The following is a 22,667-nucleotide window of genomic DNA, read 5'->3' on the forward strand; positions in this document are numbered from 1 at the left end:
GCTCGGCCTGCCGGCGTGGGTCGGGCACGTCGACCGAAGGGAGCGGACCTGGCGTCATCAGGCGGGCCTCCCGGTCGGGCGACCGGGGTACCGGTCGCGGATTCTCCCTGGTTGCAGGGACTGCCGGAAGAGTACGGGTGTCGGCCATCCGACAACCAACACATCCGGTACTCACGGGTAATGAACAGATTACTCAACTTCACTGCGTGACGGTGCGTACGCGGACGGAACACGGTCGATATGCTGCATCGATGAGTAGGTGGGAGTTCGTCGGCCGTACTGATGAACTCAACCGTCTGTTGTCGGCGGTCGGTGGCCCGGAGGGGCGCGGGTTGCTCTTCAGCGGCGACGCCGGGGTCGGCAAGAGCCGGCTGCTGCGCGAGGGGGTGGCCGCGCTCTCCCCCGAGCGGTACGCGATCTGGTCCATCGCGGCCAGCGCCACCACAGCCGCGTTGCCGTTCGGCGGGCTGGTCCAGGTGCTGCCCGCCTCACAGCCGCAGGGCCTGTCCCCCGCCGGGATCCTGCGCTGGGCCGTGGACGTGCTGCAGGAACAGGCCGCCGGGCGGCCCATCGTGCTCGCCATCGACGACGCGCATCTGCTCGACCCGCCCTCGGCGGCGCTCGTGCACCTGGTCGCCCGCTCGGAGAACGCCTACGTCATCGGGACGCTGCGCAACGGCGAGCAGGTCCCGCTGCCGATCCGCGCACTCTGGACCGACGACCTGGCCGACCTGGTCGAACTGCGCCCGCTGTGCCGCAGCGAGACCACCGGGCTGCTCGCCGCCATCCTGGGCGGCCCGGTCGACGCCGGCTCCTCCGACCGGCTGTTCCAGCTCTCCGCCGGCAACCCGCTGCTGCTGCGGGAGCTGGTGCTGGCCGCCGACGACGAGCTGAACCGCAGGTACGGCATCTGGACCTGGACCGGGCGGCTGGAGCTGGCACCCAGCCTCACCGAACTGATCGACACCCGGATCGGCCAGCTCACCGCCGGCGTCCGGGCGGTCGTCGAACTGGTCGCCTTCGGCGAGCCGCTGGGCCTGCAACTGCTGGAACGCGCGGCCGACCCGGCGGACGTGGAGACGGCCGAGGAACGCGGGCTCATCGCGCTGGTCCACGACGACCGGCGGCTCAACGTCCGCCTGGCGCACCCGCTCTACGGTGAGGTGATGCGCCGGCACTGCCCGGTCAGCCGCACCCGCCGGCTCCAGGCCACCCTCGCCGGACTGCTGGAACAGGTCGGCAAGCGCCGCCGGGAGGACCTGCTGCGCGTCGCGGTGTGGCGACTCGACTCGGGTACGGCGCAGGACGTGGCACTGCTGCTCGAAGCGGCGGTGCAGGCGTTCGGCCGGTACGACGTGCCGCTGGCCACCCGGCTGGCCCGGGCCGCGCTGGAAGCCGGCGGCGGCACTGACGCGGCGGAGCTGCTCGCCACCATCCTCATGTTCGGCGACCGGCCGGACGAGGCGATCGGCGTGCTCGACCAGGTCGCCGGTGAGATCCACGACGACCGGCGGCGCAGCCGGTGGCTGACCGTCCGGGGCATGGTCAGCTACTGGGGGCTCAACCGTGAGTCCACCGTGGAGGAGATCGCCGCGCGCGGCGAGGAGCTGAGCGACCCCGCCGACCGGGCCCGCGTACGCGCGTTCGAGGCCACCATGCGGCTGCACCGGCTCGACGTCGACGTCGCGGTACGGCTGGCCCAGGAGGTGCTGGACCGGCCCGCCGCCCCGATGGCCGCCCGGGAGCTGGCCCGCTGCACGCTCGCCCACCTCCAGGCGGCGCAGGGGCAATACCAGCTCAGCGCCACAGCGATCGCCCGCGTGCAGGCCGAGGCGGCGTGCTGGCGGGGCGACATGCCCTACCTCCAGCTCGCCATGGAACTGGCCCGGGGCACCCGGCTGACGCTCTCCGGCGACCTGCCCGGCATCGACGCGATCGTCGCCGACGAGTTCGCCGACCTGGCCGGAGCCGGCGACTTCCGGCTCGGCACCGGCTACCTGGCCATCCTCCAGGCGTACGCGGCACGGCTGCGCGGGCGCGGCGACGAGGCGCTGCGGACCAGCCTGGAGGCGTGCGCGGTGCTCGCCACCAGCCGGGTGTACGCGGGCCTCGCGCACGCCGAGCGCGCCCAGGCCGCCGCGCTGCGCGGGGACGTGACGCACGCGGCCGACGCGATGGCCGAGGCGGACCGGACGCACGCGCCCGGCATGGCCGTGCTCTACCCGTGGCTGGAGCAGGCCCGGGGCGCGGTCCAGGCCGCCACCGGTGACCTGCCGGCGGCCACCAAGCACCTGTGCGCGCTCGCCGACCGGCTGCGCGAGGACGGCCTGGCCGGGCACGAGCTGCTCGTCCTGCTCGACCTGGTCCGGCTGGACCAGGCCGCCGCGCCGGTCGGCCCGACCTGCACCGACGGTGGCCGGCGCACCGTGGCGCAACGCCTGGCCGAACTCTCCGAGCAGGTCGACGGCGTGCTGCCGCCGCTGGTCGCCCGGTTCGGCCGGGCCGCCGTCGACGGCTCACCGGACGCGCTGCTGGCCGTCGCCGACGGCTTCGCCGACCGGGAGCTGATCGTGTACGCGGCCGAGGCGACCGCCCTGGCCCTGCACCGGACGCGACACGTCCGGGCCGGCGCCACCGGGCCGATCCGGGAACGCCTCGCCGACCTGCTGCGCCGCTGCGACGAGATCTCCACCCCGGCGCTGCGGCTGCTGCGCCCGACGCTCAGCGAGCGGGAATGGGAGATCGCCCGCCTCGCGGCCGACGGCGTGACCAGCCGCGCCATCGCCGAGCGGCTGTTCCTGTCCACGCGCACCGTGGAGAACCACCTCCAGCGCGTCTACAGCAAGCTCGGCGTCGCCGGGCGCGGCGAGTTGCGGGCCGCACTGCGGTCGATGCCGGGGCACGACGGCGCGGACCCGGGCTGAACTCTAGGCTGGGGCGGTGAGCACCCTTCGCCCCGCGCTGCTGACCGACCACTACGAGCTGACCATGGTCAGCGCGGCCCTGCGTGACGGCACGGCCGACCGACGCTGCGTCTTCGAGGTGTTCAGCCGGCGGCTGCCGGCCGGGCGCCGGTACGGCGTGGTCGCCGGGACCGGCCGGCTGATCGAGATGATCCGCGACTTCCGGTTCGACCCGGCGGAGATCGACTTCCTGCGCCGTACCGGAGTGGTGGACGACCGGGCCGCGCAGTGGCTGGCCGACTACCGGTTCACCGGCGACATCGACGGCTACGCCGAGGGCGAGCTGTTCTTCCCCGGCTCTCCGATCCTCACCGTGTCCGGCACGTTCGCCGAGTGCGTGGTGCTGGAGACGCTGGTGCTGTCAGTGCTCAACCACGACTGCGCCATCGCCGCCGCCGCGGCCCGGATGGTCACCGCGGCCCGGGGCCGGGCGCTGATCGAGATGGGCTCCCGGCGGGCGCACGAGGAGGCCGCCGTCGCCGCGGCGCGGGCCGCGTACCTGGCCGGGTTCCGGTTCACCTCCAACCTGGCCGCCGGGCAGCGCTACGGCATCCCCACCGCGGGCACCGCCGCGCACGCCTTCACGCTGCTGCACGACGACGAGCGGGCCGCGTTCGCCTCCCAGGTCGCCACGCTGGGCAAGGACACCACGCTGCTCGTCGACACGTACGACATCGCCCAGGGCATCCGCAACGCCATCGCGGTGGCCGGGCCCGAGCTGCGCGCGGTCCGGATCGACTCCGGCGACCTCGCGGTGATCGCCCAGCAGTCCCGCGAGCTGCTCGACTCGCTCGGTGCCACCGAGACGAAGATCATCGTCTCCGGCGACCTCGACGAGTACGCCATCGCCGCGCTCGCCGCCGAACCGGTGGACATGTACGGTGCCGGCACCGCAGTGGTGACCGGCTCCGGTGCGCCCACCGCCGGCCTGGTCTACAAGCTGGTCGAGGTGGAGGGGCGGCCGGTGGTCAAACGCTCCGAGCACAAGGCCACCATCGGCGGCCGGAAGGTCGCGGTCCGCCGGCACAAGCCGACCGGCACCGCCACCGAGGAGGTCATCGTGCCGCAGGGCGTACCGGACCGGCAGCCCAACGACCGGCTGCTCCAGCACTCGTACGTGGTGTCGGGCGAACCGGAGACCCTGCCCACGCTGGAGGAGTCCCGGGACCACCTGCGCCAGTGCCTGATCTCGATCCCGTGGGAGGGGCTCAAGCTCTCCGCCGGGGATCCCGCCGTACCGGTGACCGTCGTACCCGCGAGCTGAGGAGGAACCCGTCAGATGGCGAACGCCCTGATCATCGTGGACGTGCAGAACGACTTCTGCGAGGGCGGCTCCCTCGCGGTCGGTGGCGGAGCCGGCGTGGCCGCCGGCATCTCCCGGCTGCTGGCCGCCGAGCCGGACCGGTGGGACCACGTGGTCGCGACCAAGGACTACCACGTCGACCCGGGCGCGCACTTCGGCGACCCGCCGGACTACGTCGACTCCTGGCCCCGGCACTGCGTGGTCGGCACCTCCGGTTCCGAGTTCCACCCCGAGCTGGTGACCGACCGGGTGGAGGTGATCTTCCACAAGGGCGAGCACGCGGCCGCGTACTCCGGTTTCGAAGGCCATGCGCCCGACGGCGAGTGCCTGGCCGACTGGCTGCGCCGCCACGACGTCGACCGGGTCGACGTGGTCGGCATCGCCACCGACCACTGCGTGCGCGCGACCGCCCTGGACGCCGCCCGGGAGGGCTTCCGGACCACTGTGCTGCTGGACCTGACCGCCGCTGTCGCGCCGGACACGCTCGACGTGGCGCTGCGGGCGCTCGACGGCGCCGGGGTGACGATGGTGGGCGAGCCTGTGATCACTGCCGCTTGACCGGGTAATCGCTTGCGGGTGTCGTACCCCGGCCCCAGGATGGCGCCGGAGGTACGGACCGTCGTGAACCTGAAGCCTTACCGGGAGGCGCTCGCCCTACCCGGTCTCCGATCGTTGCTGCTGGTGTCGGTGCTGGCCCGCGTGCCGCTGACCGCCACCGGTGTGACGCTCACCTTCTACGTGGTGCTCGACCTGGGCCGCGGCTACGGCGCCGCCGGCCTGGTCGGCGCCGCGTCGACGGTCGGCGCGGCGCTCGGCTCCCCGCTGCTCGGGCGGCTCATCGACCGCCGAGGGCTCCGCCCGGTGCTTGTGCTCACCACCGTCGCCGAGGCGCTGTTCTGGTCCGCCGCGCCCACGCTGCCGTACCCGGTGCTCCTACCGGCCGCGTTCTTCGCCGGGCTGCTCGCCCTGCCGATCTTCTCGATGGTCCGCCAGTCGATCGCCGCGCTCGTGCCGGTGGAGAAGCGCCGCCCCGCGTACGCGCTGGACTCGATGGCCGTGGAGTTGTCGTTCATGGTCGGCCCGGCACTCGCCGTGGCACTGGCCACCGCCGTCACGCCGCGCCTGACGCTCTGGGCGGTCGGCGCCGGGATCGTCGCCTCCGGCATCTGCTTCTGGCTGCTCGACCCGCCGATCCGGGCCGCCGACGAGCCGGCCGGGCCCCCGCGCCCGGTGCACCGCCGCGAGTGGCTCACCCCGCGCCTGCTCGCCGTCCTGGCGGTCAGCCTCGCCGCCACGCTGGTGCTCGGCGGCACCGACGTCGCGGTGGTAGCCGTGCTCCGGTCCGGTGGCGAGGTCGGCTGGACCGGCGCCGTGCTGGCCGCCTGGGCGGTCGCCTCGCTGGCAGGTGGCTTCGCCTACGGCGCGGTACGCCGCTCCTTCTCCCCGCTGGCGCTGATGGCCGCGCTGAGCCTCACCACCATCCCGGTCGGGCTGGGCGGGTCGCACTGGTGGCTGCTCTGCCTCGCGCTGATCCCGGCCGGTGCGCTCTGCGCCCCCACCATCGCGTCCACCTCCGACGCGGTCAGCCGGCTGGCCCCACCCTCCGTCCGAGGGCTGGCCATGGGCCTGCACGGCTCCGCCGTGACGGTCGGCATCGCGCTCGGCGCGCCGCTGGCCGGCGCGGTGATCGACGCCTCCGCGCCCGCGTGGGGCTTCGTGGTCACCGGTGCGATCGGCGCGCTGGTGGCGCTGGCGGTGCTCCCGATCGAGCTGCGCCACCGCCGCACCCAACTCCCCACCCCGCCCGTGGACCCCGACCTGGCCCTCGCCTCCCGCTGACCCCCGCCCGGCGTGATCAAGGAGTCCGTGTCTCCCCGAGGCGGGGCCGAAGCCCGCACGGGGAAGTGGCTGCATCCACGCACCCCGGACACCCCCACTCCCCCGACCTGGCTTCGCGCGACGGCCCCAACCGAAACCCCACCCTTCCCCGAAGTTGACCAAGGAGTTGGCGTCCCCTCAGGCAGGCCAAGACGACCCAAACCCCTTGATCACCGGAGCGCCCGAGGCGGGCGAAACCAGAACGGGGAAGTGGCTGCATCCACGCACCCCGGACACCCCCACTCCCCCGAACCGGTGCCGCGACCCCGCCCTCACCTCGGCGATCATGAGGTTGGCGGCGACAAATCGGGCACGAACTGCCGCCAACTTCATGATCAACGGGGACAGGCGGGAGGGGCAGGAGGGCGGGGACGGGGCGGGCGGGGGACGGGGCGGGCGGGGGCGGGGCGGGAGGGAAAAGGGCGGGCGCCGCACCCCTTAGGGGTGCGGCGCCCGGCCTTGAGCTACTGCGTCAGCGCTGGTCGAGGTTGCCTGCGGTGTCCTCCTGGTAGCTGGCGCCACCGTTGACCTCGCTGGTCAGCGGCTTCGCGCCACCCTCGGGCGGACCGGCCAGGCTCTGCCCGGCGGCCAGCTCGGGGAACTTCGCGTCGAACGCCGGCCGCTCGGAGCGGATGCGCGGCATCCGGTCGAAGTTGCGCAGCGGCGGCGGGGAGCTGGTGGCCCACTCGAGCGAGTTGCCGTGGCCCCACGGGTCGTCGACCTCGACGACCGGGCCGGTCTTGTACGACTTCCAGCAGTTCCAGATGAACGGCAGCGTCGAGATACCGGTGATGAACGCGCCGATCGTGGAGATCGTGTTCAGCGTGGTGAAGCCGTCGGCGGCCTGGTAGTCGGCGTACCGGCGCGGCATGCCCTCGTTGCCCAGCCAGTGCTGCACCAGGAACGTGGTGTGGAAGCCGATCATGGTGAGCCAGAAGTGAATCTTGCCGAGCCGCTCGTCGAGCATCCGGCCGAACATCTTCGGGAACCAGAAGTAGATGCCGGCGAACACCGCGAACACGATGGTGCCGAAGAGCACGTAGTGGAAGTGCGCCACCACGAAGTACGAGTCGTGCAGGTGGAAGTCGAGCGGCGGGCTGGCCAGCAGCACACCGGTGAGACCACCGAAGAGGAACGTCACCAGGAAGCCGATCGAGAACAGCATCGGCGTCTCGAAGGTGATCTGGCCCCGCCACATGGTGCCGATCCAGTTGAAGAACTTCATACCGGTGGGCACGGCGATCAGGTAGCTCAGGAAGCTGAAGAACGGCAGCAGCACCTGGCCGGTGGCGAACATGTGGTGCGCCCAGACGCTCATCGACAGGGCGGCGATGGCGATGGTGGCGGCCACCAGGCCCTTGTAGCCGAAGATCGGCTTCCGGGAGAACACCGGGATGATCTCGCTGATGATGCCGAAGAACGGCAGCGCGATGATGTACACCTCGGGGTGACCGAAGAACCAGAACAGGTGCTGCCACAGCATCGGCCCGCCGGTCGCCGGGTCGTACACGTGGGCGCCCATCAGGCGGTCCGCGGCGAGCGCGAACAGCGCGGCGGCCAGCAGCGGGAAGACCAGGATCGCCAGCAGGCTGGTGACCAGCATGTTCCAGGTGAAGATCGGCATCCGGAACATGGTCATGCCGGGCGCGCGCAGGGTCAGGATCGTGGTGATCAGGTTGACCGCGCCGAGGATCGTGCCCAGACCGGAGATGGCCAGACCGACGACCCACATGTTCGCGCCCACGCCCGGGGCGTGGTCGGCGGTGCTCAGCGGCGTGTACGCGGTCCAGCCGAAGTCGGCCGCGCCGCCCGGGGCGATGAAGCCCGCGGTGGCGAGCGTGCCACCGAACAGGTACAGCCAGTAGGCGAAGGCGTTGAGCCGGGGGAACGACACGTCCGGCGCGCCGATCTGCAGCGGCACCACGTAGTTCGCGAAGGCGAACACGATCGGCGTCGCGAAGAACAGCAGCATGATCGTGCCGTGCATCGTGAAGAGCTGGTTGTACTGCTCGGGCGACAGGAACTGCAGGCCCGGTCGCGCGAGTTCGGCGCGCATGATCAGGGCCATCAGGCCACCGATCATGAAGAACACGAACGCGGTGACCATGTACATGATCCCGATCTGCTTCGCGTCCGTGGTGCGCAGCAGCCGCGCGATGGCCGACCCCTTGACCGGCTCCCGGACCGGCCAGGGCCGGGTCACGACCGGCTTGGGTGCGACGGTGGTCACGAGTGGCCTCCGGTTCTGGTTGTCCCGCTCGGCGCGCTGGTCATCGGCGCAGCCGTCATCCGTAGGGAGGATAGTCCCCGGTAGGTGGCCTCGCCGCGTGGGGTGGGCGGCTACGATCTCCCGCCTTTCAGAGCGGGCCGGTCAGGAGCCGGTAGTGCTCCCGGAAGATCCGGCCGCCGCGTCCGCGCAGCAACGGGTCGCGCAGCGCCGGCGGCACGTCGCGGGTGCGGTTGCGGTCCCGGGTCCGGTCCCGCACCCAGCGGGTACGCGGCCGGCGACGACTCTCGTACGCGAGCAGCGCGGCCTCGACGCTGCCGGCGGCCCGCAGCGACTCGGCGAGCACGACGGCGTCCTCCAGCGCCATCGCGGCGCCCTGGGACAGCGTCGGCGCGGTGGCGTGAGCGGCATCACCGACGAGCAGCACCCGGCCGTGGAACCAGCGTCCCAGCTCGACCTCCTCGGTGCGTTCCACTGACACGGTCTCCAGCGCGGCCAGCACCTCGGGCACCGGGCCGCCGTACGAGCCGAACAGCTCGTGCAGGCGGGCGAGCGGGTCGGCGGGCAGTTCGGTGCCGGCCTCGTCGGCGTAGCAGTAGAGCCGTCCGGCGCCGAGCGGCACGACCAGGAACCCGGCCCGCTGGCCGAGCAGGGCGGTCCAGTCCGCGATCCGGGGGCCGCCGCGCACCAGGGCGCGGTAGACCACCTGCCCGGCGGGGCGTGGTGGTCCGCCGAGCGCGGCGAGCGTCCGTACCGCCGAGCGGGGCCCGTCCGCGCCGACGACCAGGTCGTACTCGCCGCTGGTGCCGTCGGTGAAGCCGACGGCGACCCGGCCGGGCAGCAGGTCGACGGTGCTCACCTCGGCACCGTGGCGCACCGCGCCGCCGGCGCCGGTGAGCAGCACCCGGTGCAGTTCGGCCCGGGGCAGCGCCCGGCACTCCCCCACGCCGGCCCAGAGCGCGTCGAGGTCGACCTCGCACAGCGGTGCTCCGGCGGCGTCCAGGAAGCGCTGCCGGTGGATCACCTGACCGAGCGGGCGCAGCGGCCCGTCGAGGTCGAGCCGGCGCATCGCCCGGGCGGCGTTGCCGGGCAGGTAGAGGCCGGAGTCGATCGACTCGGTGGGTGGCAGCCGCTCGGTGACGTCGGGCCGGAACCCCGCCAGGCGCAGCGCCCGGGCCACGGCGAGGCCGGCGATGCCCGCGCCGACGACGAGGATGCGCAGGGGGGAACCACCCATCACGGGGTACGCCTCCGGAGGGGGATCGGAACGCGTTGGAGGCAAGACATTACTCGCCGCAACCAGGCGGCGGAAGTGCCCATGCGCCCTGGCGCGGGCCGCCGGTCGGCGGCACACCCCGTCCCACCGGCAGGAATCCCGCCTCCATCTGGGGGAAGGGGGCGGTCGCGGCTCTCCGCCGTGCCACCGGCCGGACGCGGAGCGTTAACGAGCCCGGCGCAATTGCGCAATGATTTCAGACATGTAAATGTATTCCTTGCATCGTGGGAGCGCTCCCGCCCGTATCACCGACCGAACCGGCGCCGTCCCGCGCCGAGCCAAGGAGCATCATGAAGCGTCCACTCAGGGCCCTCGCGGCAGCCGGACTGCTGGCCGCCGGCACCCTCGTCGCCGTCGCGCTCGGCGGCACCGCCTCCGCCGACACCCAGATCTGCGAGCAGTACGGCTCGACCACCATCGGCGGCAAGTACGTGGTGCAGAACAACCGCTGGGGCACCAGTGCCCAGCAGTGCATCAACGTCACCTCGACCGGCTTCTCGATCACCCGCGCGGACGGCTCCGCGCCGACCAACGGGGCACCGGTCGCGTACCCGTCGATCTTCGTGGGCTGCCACTACACCAACTGCTCGCCCGGCACGAACCTGCCGGTGCAGGTGAAGAACATCAGCAGCGCACCGTCCAGCATCAGCTACAACTACGTCAGCGGCGCGATCTTCAACGCGTCGTACGACATCTGGCTCGACCCGTCGCCCAAGCGCGACGGCGTGAACCAGATGGAGATCATGATCTGGCTCAACCGGCAGGGCTCGATCCAGCCCATCGGCTCGCCGGTCGGCACCGCCAGCATCGCGGGCCGCACCTGGGAGGTCTGGCGCGGCAGCAACGGCTCCAACAACGTCATCTCGTACCTGTCGCCGTCGGCCATCCCCAGCTTCAGCTTCGACGCGATGGCATTCATCAACGACACCCGTAACCGGGGTGCGATCACCAACGACTGGTACCTGACCAGCATCCAGGCCGGCTTCGAGCCGTGGCAGGGCGGCGTCGGGCTCGCGGTGAACTCGTTCTCGCAGAGCGTCAACACCGGCTCGAACCCGCCGCCCACGTCGGCTCCGCCGACCACGTCGGCGCCGACCACGCCCCCGCCGTCGGGCGGCGCGTCGTGCACCGTCACCTACAAGGCGGCGAACGTGTGGAACAACGGCTTCACCGCCGACGTGACGGTCAAGAACACCGGCTCCGGCACGATCAACGGCTGGACCCTGAACTACAACCTGCCCTCCGGGCAGACAGTCACCAACGCGTGGAACGCCACCGTGAGCCAGAGCGGCTCGGCGGTGACCGCCCGCAACGCCGGCTACAACGGCACGCTGGCGCCCGGCGCGTCGACCAGCTTCGGCTACCAGGCGACGCTGAACGGCAGCTACTCCGCGCCGAGCAGCTTCACGCTCAACGGCTCCACCTGCGCCCGCGGCTGACCACCGCACGCGGAAAGGGGCGCGGTCCGCTGCGGACCGCGCCCCTTTCCGCGGGTACGTCTCAGCCGGCGAGCGCGTCGATGTCGCGCATCTCCTCGGCGGTGAGCGAGAACCCGAACACGTCGACGTTGGCACGGATGCGCTCCGGCGTGACCGACTTCGGGATGACCACGATCTCGTGGTCGATGTGCCAGCGCAGCACCACCTGGGCCGGTGACACGTCGTGCGCCTGGGCGATGCGGACCAGCACCGGGTCGGACAGGTCGCTGGCCTTGAACGGGCTGTACCCCTCCAGCGCCACGCCCCGGTCCCGGTGGGCGGCGTGCGTGTGCCTGTCGTACAGCGACGGGCTCCAGCGGATCTGGTTGACCGCCGGCGTCTCCTCGGTGGCCTGGATCAGCTCGTCGATCTGGCCGATCGAGTAGTTGCTCACCCCGACCGTGCGCGCCATGTTCTCGTCCCGCGCGGCGAGCATCTCCCGCCACACCGGGATGCTGTCGCCGGGCGCGGACGGCGGCCAGTGCACCAGCCACAGGTCGACGTAATCGGTGTCCAGGGCGGCCAGGCTGGCCTCGATGGTCTCCCGCTCCCGGCCCACCCGGTCCGGCGGCAGCTTGGTGGTGATGAAGACGTCCTCCCGGCGCAGCCCGCTCTCCTTGACCGCCCGCCCGACCTCCTTCTCGTTGCCGTACATCGTGGCCGTGTCGATGTGGCGGTAGCCGGCGTCCAGCGCGGCGAGCACCGCCTGGCACCCGGCCTCGCCGGTGGCCTGCCACGTGCCGAAGCCGAGCAGCGGGATCCGGACGTCGCCGGCGAGCGGAAGGGTGGGCTGGTCGCTGTCCATGTCCCCCGTTCTACCCCGGTTCGCCGCACACACACCGGCATCCCGGCGCGCACGGCGCGTCTGGGGGAGGATGCGGGGATGGCGGACCGGCTGGAGGAGTACCGGCGGAAACGGGACGCCGCGCGTACCCCGGAACCGGTGCCCGAGCGGGCTCCCGGGCGGAAGCGGTCGGCGCGGCGCGCACCCCGCTTCGTCATCCAGCAGCACCACGCCCGGAGCCTGCACTGGGACCTGCGGCTGGAGCACGACGGCGTGCTGGCCTCCTGGGCCGTGCCGCGCGGCCTGCCCCGCGACCCGGGCCGCAACCACCTGGCCGTGCACACCGAGGACCACCCGATGGAGTACCTGACGTTCCACGGGGAGATCCCCGCCGGGGAGTACGGCGGCGGGCGGATGATCGTGCACGACACCGGCACCTACCGCGCGGAGAAGTGGCGCGACGACGAGGTGATCGTGGTGCTGGACGGCGAGCGCACGAAGGGCCGGTACGTGCTGTTCGCCACCGGCGGCCGGGGCCGGGACTGGATGATCAGGCGTACCGACCCGGCGCCGGAGGGCTGGACGCCGATGCCCGAGCTGGTCCGCCCGATGCTGCCCGCCGAGGGCGGGCGGCTGCCGCGCGACGCCGCCGCCTGGGGGTACGAGCTGCGCTGGGCGGGCGTGCGCGCGATGGCGTACGTCTCGGGCGGCCGGCTGCGGCTGCTCGACGGCGACGACACGGAGGTCACCGGGGAGTACCCGTGGACGCGGGCGATGGCCGAGGCGCTGGCCCCGGCCGAGGCGGTGATCGACGGCGTGCTGGTAAGGATCGACCCGGCCGGGAGGGTCCGTCCGCCGACCCGGCGCGACGGGCAGTTCCTCGCCGTCGACCTGCTCTGGCTGGAGGGCGTGTCCAGCCTCGACGTGCCGTACGCGCAACGCCGTGACCTGCTCGACGGTCTGGCGCTCACCGGTCCGCACTGGCAGACTCCGCCGTGGTTCCCGGGAGTCGGCGCGGACGCCCTACGGGCCGCCCGTGAGCAGGGGCTCCCGGGAGTGGTGGCGAAACGCCTCGACTCCCCGTACGAGCCGGGCCGGCGCAGCCGGCACTGGCTGAGCATCGACGCGAGCTGAGGACCACCGTGCACCTGACGCACCTGGAGTGCCCGCGCTGCGGCAGTGAACACCCGGCCGACGTGTTGCAGAACCTGTGCGGCTGCGGCTCGCCGCTGCTGGCCCGCTACGACCTCGCCGCGGTGGCCGCCACCGTCGCCCCGGAGCAGTTCGGGCTGCGCCCGGCCGACCTGTGGCGCTACCGGGAGCTGCTGCCGGTGGCCGATCCCCGCTTCGTCACCACGCTGGGCGAGGGCTGGACGCCGATGTGGCGCGCGCCGGCGTACGGCCACGAGATCGGCATCGCGGACCTGATCGTCAAGGACGAAGGGCTGACCCCGACCGGGTCGTTCAAGGCGCGCGGCGCGTCGGTGGGCGTGAGCCGGGCCCGGGAGCTGGGCGTGCAGCGGATCGCCATGCCCACGAACGGCAACGCCGGCGCGGCCTGGGCCACGTACGCGGCGCGGGCCGGGATGGGCGCGACGATCGCCATGCCGCTGGCCGCGCCGACGATCTGCCGCGAGGAGTGCCTCGCCGCCGGCGCCGACCTGCGGCTGATCGACGGCCTGATCAACGACGCGGGCCGGGACATCGCCGAGCTGATCGCCGGGTCGGACGGGGGGATCTTCGACGCCGGCACGCTGCGCGAGCCGTACCGCCTCGAAGGCAAGAAGACCATGGGGTACGAGATCGTCGAGCAGCTCGGCTGGCAGGTGCCCGACGTGATCGTCTATCCGACCGGCGGTGGCGTCGGGCTGATCGGCATCCACAAGGCGCTGCACGAGCTGCGCGAACTGGGCTGGGTGGAGGACCGGCTGCCCCGGCTGGTCGCGGTGCAGTCCACCGGGTGCGCGCCGATCGTGCGGGCGTTCGCGGCCGGGGAGGAGCGCGTCACCCCGTGGGAGGACGCGCACACCGTCGCGTTCGGCATCACCGTGCCCGCGCCGCTCGGCGACGAGCTGATCCTGTCCGCGCTGCGGGACAGCGCCGGCACCGCGATCGCGGTGGACGACGCGGAGATCCTCACCGACCTGCGTGACTTCGCCGCCCGGGAAGGGCTGCTGCTCTGCCCGGAGGGCGCGGCCTGCCTGACCGCCGCCCGGCACCTGCGCGCGGGCGGGTGGATCCGGCCCGGGGAGCGCGTGGTGGTGCTCAACACCGGCGCGGGCCTGAAATACCCCGGCCTGGTGCAAGGAGGGGCCCCTTCTTAACGTCTCCGGTAGAGCAGGGGCCCCCGCTTAACACGTGCGCACCGGGCGTCAGGACGTCGGCGGCTCGTCCTCGCCCGCCTCCTCGGCGGCGTCCGCCTCCTCCTTCGTCTTGTGCACCGCGCCGTCGGCGTGCTCCGGCGGACCGTAGACGGTGTAGAGGACCAGCGGGTTCGGCCCGGTGTTGACGAAGTTGTGCTTCGTGCCGGCCGGCACGACCACCAGGTCGCCGGAGACGACCTCCTTCTTCTCCCCGGCCACCCGCGCCTCGCCGGTGCCGCTGACGAACGTGAGGATCTGGTCGATGCCCTCGTGGACCTCCTCGCCGATCTCGCCGCCCGGCGGAATGGTCATGATGACCAGCTGGGTGTGCTCCCCGGTCCAGAGCACGCGGCGGAAGTCGGGACTCTTCTCGGCGACTGTCGCGATCGTGAAATGCTCCATGGTCCGCTCATACCCCGATCCCGCGCCCGCCACGCCGGGAGTCGCAGATGGTGGAATTCCCCACGCCGATCCGGTTTGGATCCCCTGAGAGGGGGCATGTGCTGCCGACAAGACCGGTGCGGGCTGGGCCGGTCGAGCCAGGTCCCCGCCGGCGTACCGCCGTACGGCTGCGGTGGTGGGAGACGGCCGGAGCGCGGCGACGTTACGACCGGAGGTCGTGCGGCGCCGTGCGCTCGTCTGCGCGTCCGGTCAGGCCAGCACGGCCAGGTGGAACGGGCGGTCCGCGTGCCCGCTCGTGCCGTGCGTCTCGACGAACACCGCGTTGGCGATGCCCGAGCGCGGCGCCACGGTGATGACACCCTGCGGGACCAGCCCGTTGGCGGTCGCGGGGCCGACCGTCCCGACGTACGCCGCTCCGGCCACGTCCTGGTCGAACGAGACCTGGTACATCCCGGCGGCGAGCCGGGTGGCCGAGGTGGCGCCGAGGCCGCGGACGAGCCTTCCGTTGGCGTCGACCACGGCGAACAGCATGCGTGCGGTGGCCGGCAACCCGACCGGCGAACACGAGTTGATCTCGGTGTCGGCGCGCGCGGCCTCCCGCATGCTCGGGATCGGCTGGCCGGTGGTTTCCCTCCTAGCTCTACGGCTGGGCATGGTGATCCTCTCTCCCGCCGGTACGCCGGCAGGAGGCGTTCGTACGCGTCCGGGCGATCGTCGGCGGTCCCCCTCGGTGATTCCGACGCTATGTCGGCGAACCGCCCGGCAACCAGCCGGAGGACTGTCCGATCACTGACAGTGGACAGCTCTGAGCTGCGGATACGTCGGCCTTGCGGTCGATTCGCGACCGGCTCCGCCGACCCCTGCGACGCCCGCTCCGGCACCGGAGCCGACCGGAAGCCATGACGCAGCGCAATCGTCTGGCTACATTGAAGTATGGTGCCGCCGCTCCGAGGTCGATCTCCGGTCTACCGCCCGGTGCTGGCCGCGCGGCGTGGGGAACTGGAGGCGCTGGCCCGGCTCGACGACGCCTCCGCCGCGCTGCTCGCACCGATCCTCGACGTCCCGGCGGACGCGACGTCCATCGTGGACTCCCTGACCCGGCTGCCCGCCGGGCTGCTGCCCGCCGTCGACGTGTCGGCGCTGCCGGACGCCACGGAACACGACCCGGTCCGCTGGGGCGTACCGCTGGTGCCGGTCATCGGTCTCGCGGACAGTGACCGGCGGCTGGCCGCGCACGGCGCGGCGGCCCGGGTCTGGGCACACCACGCGGTCGTCCGGTTGCGCGTCGGTCCGGACCGGGCCGGGCCGGACGCCGCAACCGCGGCCGCGGAACGGGTATGGCGGGTGACCGGCCTGCTGCCCGAGCAGTGCGACCTGCTGCTCGACGCCGGGGACGTGTGCTGCCAGGCTGACGTCCGGCTGGCCGAGCCGAGGGTCCGGCGGGCGGCGCAGTGGGCCCGGCGGCACGCCTGGCGCTCGGTGACGGTGGCGGCCGGCGGGATGCCGCCGGCCCTGTCCCGGCTGCCGGTGGACGAACCGGTCCGCCTGGAGCGGTACGACTGGTCGCTCTGGCGGCGTCTGGCCGATCTGCGCCTCGGGTACGGCGACTACGGCGTCGGCTGCGCGGTACGCGACGCGGACGAGCCGGGCGACCGGACACCGACGCTGCGCTGGGCAGCCGACGACGCGTGGTGGGTCTACCGCTGGTCGCGGCGGGGTGGGCGGGGCGACGAGCGCTTCGCCGACCTGTGCCGCTCGCTCACTGCCGCACCGCACTGGTCTTCGGCCGGGGCCGGCTTCTCGTGGGGCGACCACGAGATCGTCCGGCGGGCCCGGCGGGGCGCCGGCGCGGGCTCACCCGCCAACTGGATCGCGTGGAGCACCTCGCACCACCTGGCGCACGTGCTGGCCGCGCTGGTCCGGCCGGAACCGGACCAGCGCGCCGGCTGAGTTCACTCCTTCTCGGTGAACCCGAACTGGACCACGCCCTCCTCGTCGACCATCGCGTCCACCGACGTGTCGTTGAGCAGCTCGGCCGCGTCCGAGTCGAGGAAGATGCGCGCACCCTCGGTGTCCACCACCTGGTCGCCCTGCACCGGCTGCGGCACCAGCTCGATCGAGAGCGAACCGGCGTCGGTGTCGGCGGCGATGCGCAGCCCGCCGGCGTCGGCGACGTCCTGCTGGGCGGCGAGGTCACGGATCACCAGGACGGCGTTGTCGGTCATGGTCAGCATGGCTGAACTCCTCATGGCTGGATGTCGGGTTTCGCGGGCGACACGGCCCACGCGGTCGGCTCGCGACCCGGAAGCGGGCGAGACACGATCTCGCCGCGCTGGAAGCAGGGCGGTTCCACCGCCCTCACCCCCACCGTGCCCGCTGCCAGGTCATCCGTCAAACGGAACCCGGCGATCGGCCGCTCCCCGGTGAACAGGGGTTTTCCCCGAGCCGTACCGGGAACACCGGGGGTTTGCGGTGGCGGCATCGGCGGCCGCAAATAACCTTTCGCGCCGGAGCCTTTCCCGCAGGAAATCTCCGTGGCAGCATCTTCCCATGCATCGTCGCCTATTCCCCCGGGCGCTCGCGGTGCTGGCGCTGGTCGCCACCGCGGCTGCCGCCGGCACCACCACCGCCACCGCCGAAGCGCCCACCCCCGCGCAGACCCGGCTGAACGCCACCATCGACGCCGTCCTCGCCGACAGCCGGCTCAACGGAGCGCAGGCGGGCGTGGTCGTCGTCGACACCACCACCGGCCGCACGCTCTACGACCGCAACGGCACCCGGCGGCTCATCCCCGCCTCCAACACGAAGCTGCTCACCTCGGCGGCGGCGATGGAACTCCTCGGTCCGGGCCACCGCTTCACCACCGAGGTGAGCGCCGACGGGCCGCGGCGCGCCGGGATGCTCTCCGGCGACCTCTACCTGCGCGGCGGCGGCGACCCCACCATCCTCGCCGCCGACTACGACCGGCTCGCCGAGCAGGTCGCCGCGGCCGGCGTACGCGTGGTCGCGGGCGATCTGATCGCCGACGACACCCGGTACGACAAGGGCCGCCTCGGTCCGGACTGGACCTGGGACGACGAGCCCTACTACTACGCCGCCCAGGTGTCGGCGCTGACAGTGGCCCCGGACACCGACTACGACGCCGGCACCGTGATCGTCCACGCCGCGCCGGGCACCCGGGCCGGCGCCCGGCCGAAGATCACCATGACGCCTGACAACGGCTGGCTGCGGATCGACAACCGGGCCGAGACGGTCGCCGACGGCGAGACCACCATCTCCTTCGAGCGCGAGCACGGCGGCAACACGGTGGTGGTGACCGGCCAGATCGCCGTCGGCCAGGCCGCCGAGAGCGACTGGGTCACCGTGTGGGAACCGACCGGGTACGCCGCCGACGTGTTCCGCTCCGCGCTGCGGCGGCACGGCGTACGGGTGCTCGGCCGGACCGTGCTCGGCACCGCCACCCCCGACACCGCCAAGCCGCTCGCCCGGCACGACTCGATGCCGCTGGCCGACCTGATGGTGCCGTTCCTCAAGCTCTCCAACAACGGTCACGCCGAGGTGCTGACCAAGGAACTGGGCCGGCAGCTCTCCGGATCCGGCACCTGGGCCGCCGGGCTGTCAGCGATCAGCGGGTACGTGGGCGACGCCGGAGTGGACACCGGCACGCTGCGCCAACGCGACGGTTCCGGGCTGTCCCGGCGCAACCTCGTCCCGCCGGCCCAGTTCGTCACGCTGCTCTCGGCGGTCCGCGCCGAACCGTGGTTCGACACCTGGTACGCCGCGCTGCCGGTGGCCGGCAATCCGGACCGGTTCGTGGGCGGAACGCTGCGCAGCCGGATGGGCGGCACGGCAGCAGCGAACAACGTGCACGCCAAGACCGGCAGCCTGACCGGCGCGTCAGCACTCTCCGGCTACGTCACCGACGCCGACGGGCGGCTGCTCGCCTTCTCGATCGTGCTGAACAACTACCTCACCTCGTCGGTGAAGGGGCTGGAGGACCAGATCGCCATCGCGCTGGCCTCGTACACCGAGAAGGAGACGGCGACCGCCCGGCGGACGGTGCCGGCCGCGCCCGAGTCGCCGCGCGTGCCGGAGGGCCGGGAGTGCTCCTGGGTGAAGCCCGCGCTCTGCTGACCGGCCCGTGCCGCCCCGGTGCTCAGGCGCCGGGGCGGTACGGACGCGGGTCGGCCGCGGGATCGCCGCGCTCGACCAGCGCGTCGATCTCGGCCGACGGCAGCCCGCGCAGCGTGAGCACCCGGCGGCCCCACACGTGCAGGCGGCACGGGTGCGGGCTGGCGTCGTTGCGGCAGATGGTCCCGCCCGACCAGGCCCGCGGCGCGTGCACCACCACCGCCCGCACCGCGAACTGGACGTCCTCGACCGTCACGTACGGCGGCATCGGGATCTCGCGCAGCACGTCACAGTCGGTGCGCGGGCGGGCGGGGGCGACGGGGGCAGGGCCGGTCATCGGTCGGGCCTCCACAGAGGATGGTCGGACGGGACAACCGAAACGTACGACGCCCGGCCGGGTACGCGACGGACAAACTGTCCCCGCTCAGCGCAGCGCCACCGCCTGGAGACTGACGTTGCCGCAGTCGCCGAGCGACTCCTCCACCGTCCAGTTCATCAGCAGCTTCGCACCGCGCGGGGCGCGGAACCTGATCGTGAACTCGGCGGTGAGCGCGGTGTGCGGATCCTCCATCCGCAGCGTGGTCACCGAGCCGCCGCTGGAGACGCGCACGTCGAGGCGGCCGCGGGCCATCCAGAGCCCGGCGTACAGACGCACCGTGCGCTGCTGCCCGTCGGCCGCAACCGCGAGGTTGAACCCGCTGCCCCGGTTGCAGGTGTAGACGCCGGACATGGTGCCGCTCGCCGACGCGACCGGGTTGCCGTCACGCCAGGCGTACGCCTCGGGGTTGTTGCTGAAGCTCTCCCGCCGCCCCCGGCCGCCCTCGTCGCGGATCTCGCCGGAGCCGCCCCGCTTGCGGACCGTCCGGTCGGCACCGGTGAGCCCCCAGTGGACCCAGTCGGTGGGGCCGGCGGCGGTGAGGTCGACAGTGGCGGGCACCTCGGCGCGGGTGACGGTGACGGTCGGCGGCAGCGCGGGCGTCGGTGACGGCGACGGCGACGGCGTGGACGGCGACGGGCTCGGCGACGGCGGCCGCTGCCGGGGACGCAGCCCCGGGTTGACCACCGAGTCGCCGGCCTCGTTCGGCAGCCCGACCCGGCCGGGCGGCGCCACCGGCACTCCGGCGTGCTCCTCGCGTGGCGTGCCGTGCCGTTCGACGCCGAGGTAGACGGCCAGCGCCGCCAGGCAGAGGACCGCGGCCAGCCCTTCCAGCATCAGCCGCCGCCGGCGGCGCAGCCGGCGCAGCGCGGACCGGGTACGCGGAAGGCCGTGCCGGTGCGAGCCGGGGCCGGTACGCGGACGGTCCTCCTGGCCCACCACACCCTCCACTTCGGTCACGACACCGCCGGAAACGACAGGTGCGCGACGGGCTTCACGGTGTCACCGCACGGCTCTTTGCGCCATATGTCGAGTGACGGGCGTTTCCAGTTCGTTACCTGACGACCGCCCGCCGGACCGGCCGCTCAGCTTACCGTGATCGCCTGCAACGCCACCCCGTCGTTCTGCCCCCCGGTCACCGTCAGGGCGTGCCACCTGATCAGCAGCCGCTCCCCGGGGGCCGCCCGGAAGCGGATGACGTACTGGTAGAAGCGGTCGCCCGCGGCGAGGGCGACCTCGCGGACGGCGGGATCTCCACCGCTGGACAGCGACAGGTCGAGCCGCGCACCGGCCGAGAACGTGCCGACGAACAACCGGACCGTACGCACATCCCCGCTCCCGGCCACGCCGAGCGTGAAGCTCTTCCCGGCGCCGCGCTGGAAGACACCCGCCCGGGTGCCCTCCTGACGCGCCGTCGGCGTGCCGTCGGTCCACTGGAGATCACACGCGCCCGCGTTGTGCTCCAGCCGCTCGCCACCCGGATCCTGGATCTCGCCCGTACCGCCCGCCTTGCGATGGAAGCTGTCCGCGCCGGTCCCGCCCCAGTGCCGCCAGTCCCGCGTACCGAGGTCGGTGAGCGACAACGACCCCGGCAGCGGCGCCAGGTCCACGTCGAGCAGCGGCCCGCCGGGTGCGACCGGGTCGCCGGTGGCCGGTGCCTGGTCGCTGGGCGCTTGTCGGCTCGGCGCCTGGCCGCTGGGTGCTTGGCCGCTTGGTGCTTGGTCGTTCGGTGCCTGGTTGCCGGGTGCCGCCACGGGCGCGGTCTCCCGGGTCAGCGGGGGTGGCGTGGACGACCTGGCCGCGTACGCCAGCGCCGCCACCAGGCCGGTCACGGCCACGGCCGCCAGTACGGCGCGCCGGCGTCGACGCCGCGCCCGGGCCGCGGCGACGCGGGTGGCCGGGGCGTCGGGCGGGGGGCGCATCGGACCGGCGATCGGGGCTAGGGTCCGGCTCAGCCGGGCCTTGGCCGCTCGGGCGGCGGCGCGCAGCCGGGCACCGATCCCGCCGGTCACGTCGGACAGGCCGCCGGTCAGGCCGGCGAGGCGCGCCGGGATGCTCTCCCGGGCGGAGTGCCGGCCCGGTCTCGCCTCCGCCTCCTGAGGCAGACCGGAGCCGGCCGGCTCGTCGGCTGCACCCGGCCGGACCGGTGACGGGCCGGACAGGTGCAACCCGATCGGGGCCGGCCCGACCAGCGGAACCCGGCCGCCGGGCGGACTCGGACGCGGCTCGGGCACCGACGCCGACGTCCCGGAGGCGAGCGGGCCTGGCCCGAGCGTCCGGGAGGCTGGCGGGTCGGGGCTGGGCGGAGTCGACGTAGGAGGGCCGGGCGCGGGAGGGCCTGCGGGGAGCGTGCCGGGCACGGGCATGTTGGCTGGAAGCGGGCCCGCGGCGGGGAGGTCGGGAGTCGACGGGCCGGCGGTACGCGGAGGCGGCCAGACAGCGGTACCCGGCGGTTCCAGGTCCCCCACGGAAACCCGATCGTCCGGGTCGGCCGGTGGACGGTCCCCGTCCGGCGGGGTCACCGTCCGGGGCGTGGCGGGATCCGTGTCCCCAGGGAGGCGGCGTGGACCGGCGGGGCGCTCCGGCGCGTCGACCCCGTCGTCCGGTGTGGGCAGCCAGCCCCCGACCCGGATCCCGGTACGCGCGATGTCGTCCTCAGCCACCGACCCTCCCTCGGCCACCGGCGGCGAGCGGCCCGGCCCCGTGGCTCGCCGTAGGGAGGATGACACAGAACGCGATCTTGCAGAAGGCATCAGCCCTCGCAATTCCCACGCCTGCCCGGCGCCGGCCATCCCAGCAGGACAGATCTTGGAGATTTCCGCCCCCACAGGGGCCATTCCGTACCAAGATCTCCGTACCCAGCCACGGCGGACCGCGCCCACCCGAGACCGTCGGGTCGATCATGAAGTTGGCGGCGGCAAAACGGGCATCCAAGGCCGCTAACTTCATGATCGACGCGTGTCAGCGGGTGGGGGCGGCGGGTCAGTGGCGGGTGCGGCGTTCGAGGCCTCGGGTGGGGTGCCAGCTCTCGATCACGAGGTGGTCTGGTGGGTCGCCCACCCGGGTGAGCACCACCTCGGTCAGCTCGATCCGGAAACTGTGCGAGCCGTCCTCGGCGGGCGGCTCCTCGTGCGCCCGGCCGGCGATCTTCGCGTCTCCGTCCCAGGTGGACGGGTCGTCCGGCGGGGCGTCCTCGGTCGGGCTGTGCAGCGCCACCCGGGGATCGCGGCGCAGATCGAGCGCCTTGACCGCGCCGGCCATGCTGCCCAGCCGCAGCTGCCCGTCGTCACCGAAGTCGAACTCGGTACCGCTGATCCGCGGCGAGCCGTCCCGCCGCAGTGTCGCCATCGTGCCGTGCTTGCGGACCGCGAAGCGGGCGCGTACCCGCGCCGCGAACTCGGGCTCGGCCGCCACCAGGTCGGACCACCATGTCATACGCCCGAGTGTGTCCGGAAAACCTGACAACCCGCGGCACATTTCCCAGCG

Annotated in this window: 19 protein-coding genes; 9 read left to right on the top strand and 10 right to left on the bottom strand. The window is 73.2% G+C overall.

Going from position 1 to position 22,667, the window contains the following annotated elements; translation table 11 throughout:
- The first annotated feature begins 251 nt into the window (after window positions 1–251).
- The 4 genes from BFV98_RS13610 to BFV98_RS13625 are packed head-to-tail and all read left to right on the top strand — an operon-like array spanning window position 252 to window position 6,105.
- Complete coding sequence (locus BFV98_RS13610; RefSeq protein WP_013284353.1) at window positions 252–2,924, top strand: LuxR C-terminal-related transcriptional regulator; 2,673 nt, start codon at window positions 252–254, stop codon at window positions 2,922–2,924.
- Between the two features lie 16 nt (window positions 2,925–2,940).
- Complete coding sequence (locus tag BFV98_RS13615; protein WP_013284352.1) at window positions 2,941–4,227, top strand: nicotinate phosphoribosyltransferase; 1,287 nt, start codon at window positions 2,941–2,943, stop codon at window positions 4,225–4,227.
- Window positions 4,228–4,242: 15 nt separating this feature from the next.
- Window positions 4,243–4,824, top strand: a complete 582-nt coding sequence (locus tag BFV98_RS13620) for an isochorismatase family protein (protein ID WP_013284351.1) — start codon at window positions 4,243–4,245, stop codon at window positions 4,822–4,824.
- Window positions 4,825–4,863: 39 nt separating this feature from the next.
- Window positions 4,864–6,105: an MFS transporter gene (locus tag BFV98_RS13625; protein WP_071096542.1), complete on the top strand. Its 1,242-nt coding sequence runs from the start codon at window positions 4,864–4,866 to the stop codon at window positions 6,103–6,105.
- A 511-nt stretch (window positions 6,106–6,616) separates the two neighbouring features.
- Here the strand turns inward: BFV98_RS13625 and ctaD are convergent.
- On the bottom strand, window positions 6,617–8,374 hold the full coding sequence (gene ctaD / locus BFV98_RS13630; protein WP_013284349.1) for a cytochrome c oxidase subunit I: 1,758 nt from the start codon (window positions 8,372–8,374) through the stop codon (window positions 6,617–6,619).
- 127 nt (window positions 8,375–8,501) lie between these two features.
- Complete coding sequence (locus BFV98_RS13635; protein ID WP_030272913.1) at window positions 8,502–9,608, bottom strand: FAD-dependent monooxygenase; 1,107 nt, start codon at window positions 9,606–9,608, stop codon at window positions 8,502–8,504.
- Window positions 9,609–9,937: 329 nt separating this feature from the next.
- On the opposite strand from BFV98_RS13635, the gene BFV98_RS13640 reads away from it, so the two are divergent.
- The gene (locus tag BFV98_RS13640; protein WP_013284347.1) at window positions 9,938–11,086 is read left to right on the top strand and encodes a cellulose binding domain-containing protein; all 1,149 of its coding nucleotides are present in this window, start codon (window positions 9,938–9,940) and stop codon (window positions 11,084–11,086) included.
- 61 nt (window positions 11,087–11,147) lie between these two features.
- Here BFV98_RS13640 and BFV98_RS13645 read toward each other — a convergent pair whose 3' ends face one another.
- Window positions 11,148–11,930, bottom strand: coding sequence for an aldo/keto reductase (locus BFV98_RS13645; protein ID WP_013284346.1), 783 nt, complete (start codon window positions 11,928–11,930; stop codon window positions 11,148–11,150).
- 78 nt (window positions 11,931–12,008) lie between these two features.
- Between BFV98_RS13645 and BFV98_RS13650 the strand changes: the two genes are divergently transcribed.
- Complete coding sequence (locus BFV98_RS13650; RefSeq protein WP_071096544.1) at window positions 12,009–13,043, top strand: DNA polymerase ligase N-terminal domain-containing protein; 1,035 nt, start codon at window positions 12,009–12,011, stop codon at window positions 13,041–13,043.
- A gap of 8 nt (window positions 13,044–13,051) precedes the next feature.
- On the top strand, window positions 13,052–14,233 hold the full coding sequence (locus BFV98_RS13655) for a threonine synthase (RefSeq protein ID WP_071096546.1): 1,182 nt from the start codon (window positions 13,052–13,054) through the stop codon (window positions 14,231–14,233).
- Between the two features lie 48 nt (window positions 14,234–14,281).
- Here BFV98_RS13655 and BFV98_RS13660 read toward each other — a convergent pair whose 3' ends face one another.
- Together BFV98_RS13660 and BFV98_RS13665 are read right to left on the bottom strand one after the other, a co-directional pair.
- Window positions 14,282–14,674, bottom strand: a complete 393-nt coding sequence (locus tag BFV98_RS13660; protein WP_013284343.1) for a cupin domain-containing protein — start codon at window positions 14,672–14,674, stop codon at window positions 14,282–14,284.
- A gap of 249 nt (window positions 14,675–14,923) precedes the next feature.
- Window positions 14,924–15,328 carry a hypothetical protein gene (locus BFV98_RS13665; RefSeq protein ID WP_013284342.1) on the bottom strand — a complete coding sequence of 135 codons (405 nt, stop codon included), beginning with the start codon at window positions 15,326–15,328 and terminating at the stop codon, window positions 14,924–14,926.
- Window positions 15,329–15,607: 279 nt separating this feature from the next.
- Between BFV98_RS13665 and BFV98_RS13670 the strand changes: the two genes are divergently transcribed.
- The gene (locus BFV98_RS13670) at window positions 15,608–16,624 is read left to right on the top strand and encodes a beta family protein (protein WP_176921696.1); all 1,017 of its coding nucleotides are present in this window, start codon (window positions 15,608–15,610) and stop codon (window positions 16,622–16,624) included.
- Between the two features lie 2 nt (window positions 16,625–16,626).
- Here BFV98_RS13670 and BFV98_RS13675 read toward each other — a convergent pair whose 3' ends face one another.
- Window positions 16,627–16,908, bottom strand: a complete 282-nt coding sequence (locus BFV98_RS13675; RefSeq protein ID WP_013284340.1) for an iron-sulfur cluster biosynthesis family protein — start codon at window positions 16,906–16,908, stop codon at window positions 16,627–16,629.
- A 316-nt stretch (window positions 16,909–17,224) separates the two neighbouring features.
- Between BFV98_RS13675 and dacB the strand changes: the two genes are divergently transcribed.
- Complete coding sequence (gene dacB, locus BFV98_RS13680) at window positions 17,225–18,808, top strand: D-alanyl-D-alanine carboxypeptidase/D-alanyl-D-alanine-endopeptidase (RefSeq protein WP_071096549.1); 1,584 nt, start codon at window positions 17,225–17,227, stop codon at window positions 18,806–18,808.
- Window positions 18,809–18,830: 22 nt separating this feature from the next.
- Here dacB and BFV98_RS13685 read toward each other — a convergent pair whose 3' ends face one another.
- The 4 genes from BFV98_RS13685 to BFV98_RS13700 all read right to left on the bottom strand — a co-directional run bounded on the left by BFV98_RS13685 (window position 18,831) and on the right by BFV98_RS13700 (window position 22,616).
- Window positions 18,831–19,142: a hypothetical protein gene (locus BFV98_RS13685; RefSeq protein WP_013284338.1), complete on the bottom strand. Its 312-nt coding sequence runs from the start codon at window positions 19,140–19,142 to the stop codon at window positions 18,831–18,833.
- Between the two features lie 87 nt (window positions 19,143–19,229).
- Window positions 19,230–20,141: a hypothetical protein gene (locus tag BFV98_RS13690; protein WP_255368101.1), complete on the bottom strand. Its 912-nt coding sequence runs from the start codon at window positions 20,139–20,141 to the stop codon at window positions 19,230–19,232.
- 125 nt (window positions 20,142–20,266) lie between these two features.
- Window positions 20,267–21,415, bottom strand: a complete 1,149-nt coding sequence (locus tag BFV98_RS13695) for a hypothetical protein (RefSeq protein WP_255368102.1) — start codon at window positions 21,413–21,415, stop codon at window positions 20,267–20,269.
- Between the two features lie 748 nt (window positions 21,416–22,163).
- Window positions 22,164–22,616, bottom strand: coding sequence for a pyridoxamine 5'-phosphate oxidase family protein (locus BFV98_RS13700; protein WP_013284335.1), 453 nt, complete (start codon window positions 22,614–22,616; stop codon window positions 22,164–22,166).
- Between the last annotated feature and the right edge of the window lie 51 nt (window positions 22,617–22,667).

This window comes from Micromonospora sp. WMMB235 (genome assembly GCF_001855515.1).
Lineage (GTDB): Bacteria > Actinomycetota > Actinomycetes > Mycobacteriales > Micromonosporaceae > Micromonospora > Micromonospora aurantiaca.

Excerpts from the sequence above, each read along its gene's own strand:
- BFV98_RS13610 (WP_013284353.1), top strand. The coding sequence starts at position 252 with ATGAGTAGGTGGGAGTTCGTCGGCCGTACTGATGAACTCAACCGTCTG.
- BFV98_RS13620 (WP_013284351.1), top strand. The coding sequence starts at position 4,243 with ATGGCGAACGCCCTGATCATCGTGGACGTGCAGAACGACTTCTGCGAG.
- BFV98_RS13625 (WP_071096542.1), top strand. The coding sequence starts at position 4,864 with ATGGCGCCGGAGGTACGGACCGTCGTGAACCTGAAGCCTTACCGGGAG.
- BFV98_RS13635 (WP_030272913.1), bottom strand. The coding sequence starts at position 9,608 with ATGGGTGGTTCCCCCCTGCGCATCCTCGTCGTCGGCGCGGGCATCGCC.
- BFV98_RS13640 (WP_013284347.1), top strand. The coding sequence starts at position 9,938 with ATGAAGCGTCCACTCAGGGCCCTCGCGGCAGCCGGACTGCTGGCCGCC.
- BFV98_RS13645 (WP_013284346.1), bottom strand. The coding sequence starts at position 11,930 with ATGGACAGCGACCAGCCCACCCTTCCGCTCGCCGGCGACGTCCGGATC.
- BFV98_RS13650 (WP_071096544.1), top strand. The coding sequence starts at position 12,009 with ATGGCGGACCGGCTGGAGGAGTACCGGCGGAAACGGGACGCCGCGCGT.
- BFV98_RS13660 (WP_013284343.1), bottom strand. The coding sequence starts at position 14,674 with ATGGAGCATTTCACGATCGCGACAGTCGCCGAGAAGAGTCCCGACTTC.
- BFV98_RS13665 (WP_013284342.1), bottom strand. The coding sequence starts at position 15,328 with ATGCCCAGCCGTAGAGCTAGGAGGGAAACCACCGGCCAGCCGATCCCG.
- BFV98_RS13670 (WP_176921696.1), top strand. The coding sequence starts at position 15,608 with ATGGTGCCGCCGCTCCGAGGTCGATCTCCGGTCTACCGCCCGGTGCTG.
- BFV98_RS13675 (WP_013284340.1), bottom strand. The coding sequence starts at position 16,908 with ATGCTGACCATGACCGACAACGCCGTCCTGGTGATCCGTGACCTCGCC.
- dacB (WP_071096549.1), top strand. The coding sequence starts at position 17,225 with ATGCATCGTCGCCTATTCCCCCGGGCGCTCGCGGTGCTGGCGCTGGTC.
- BFV98_RS13685 (WP_013284338.1), bottom strand. The coding sequence starts at position 19,142 with ATGACCGGCCCTGCCCCCGTCGCCCCCGCCCGCCCGCGCACCGACTGT.
- BFV98_RS13700 (WP_013284335.1), bottom strand. The coding sequence starts at position 22,616 with ATGACATGGTGGTCCGACCTGGTGGCGGCCGAGCCCGAGTTCGCGGCG.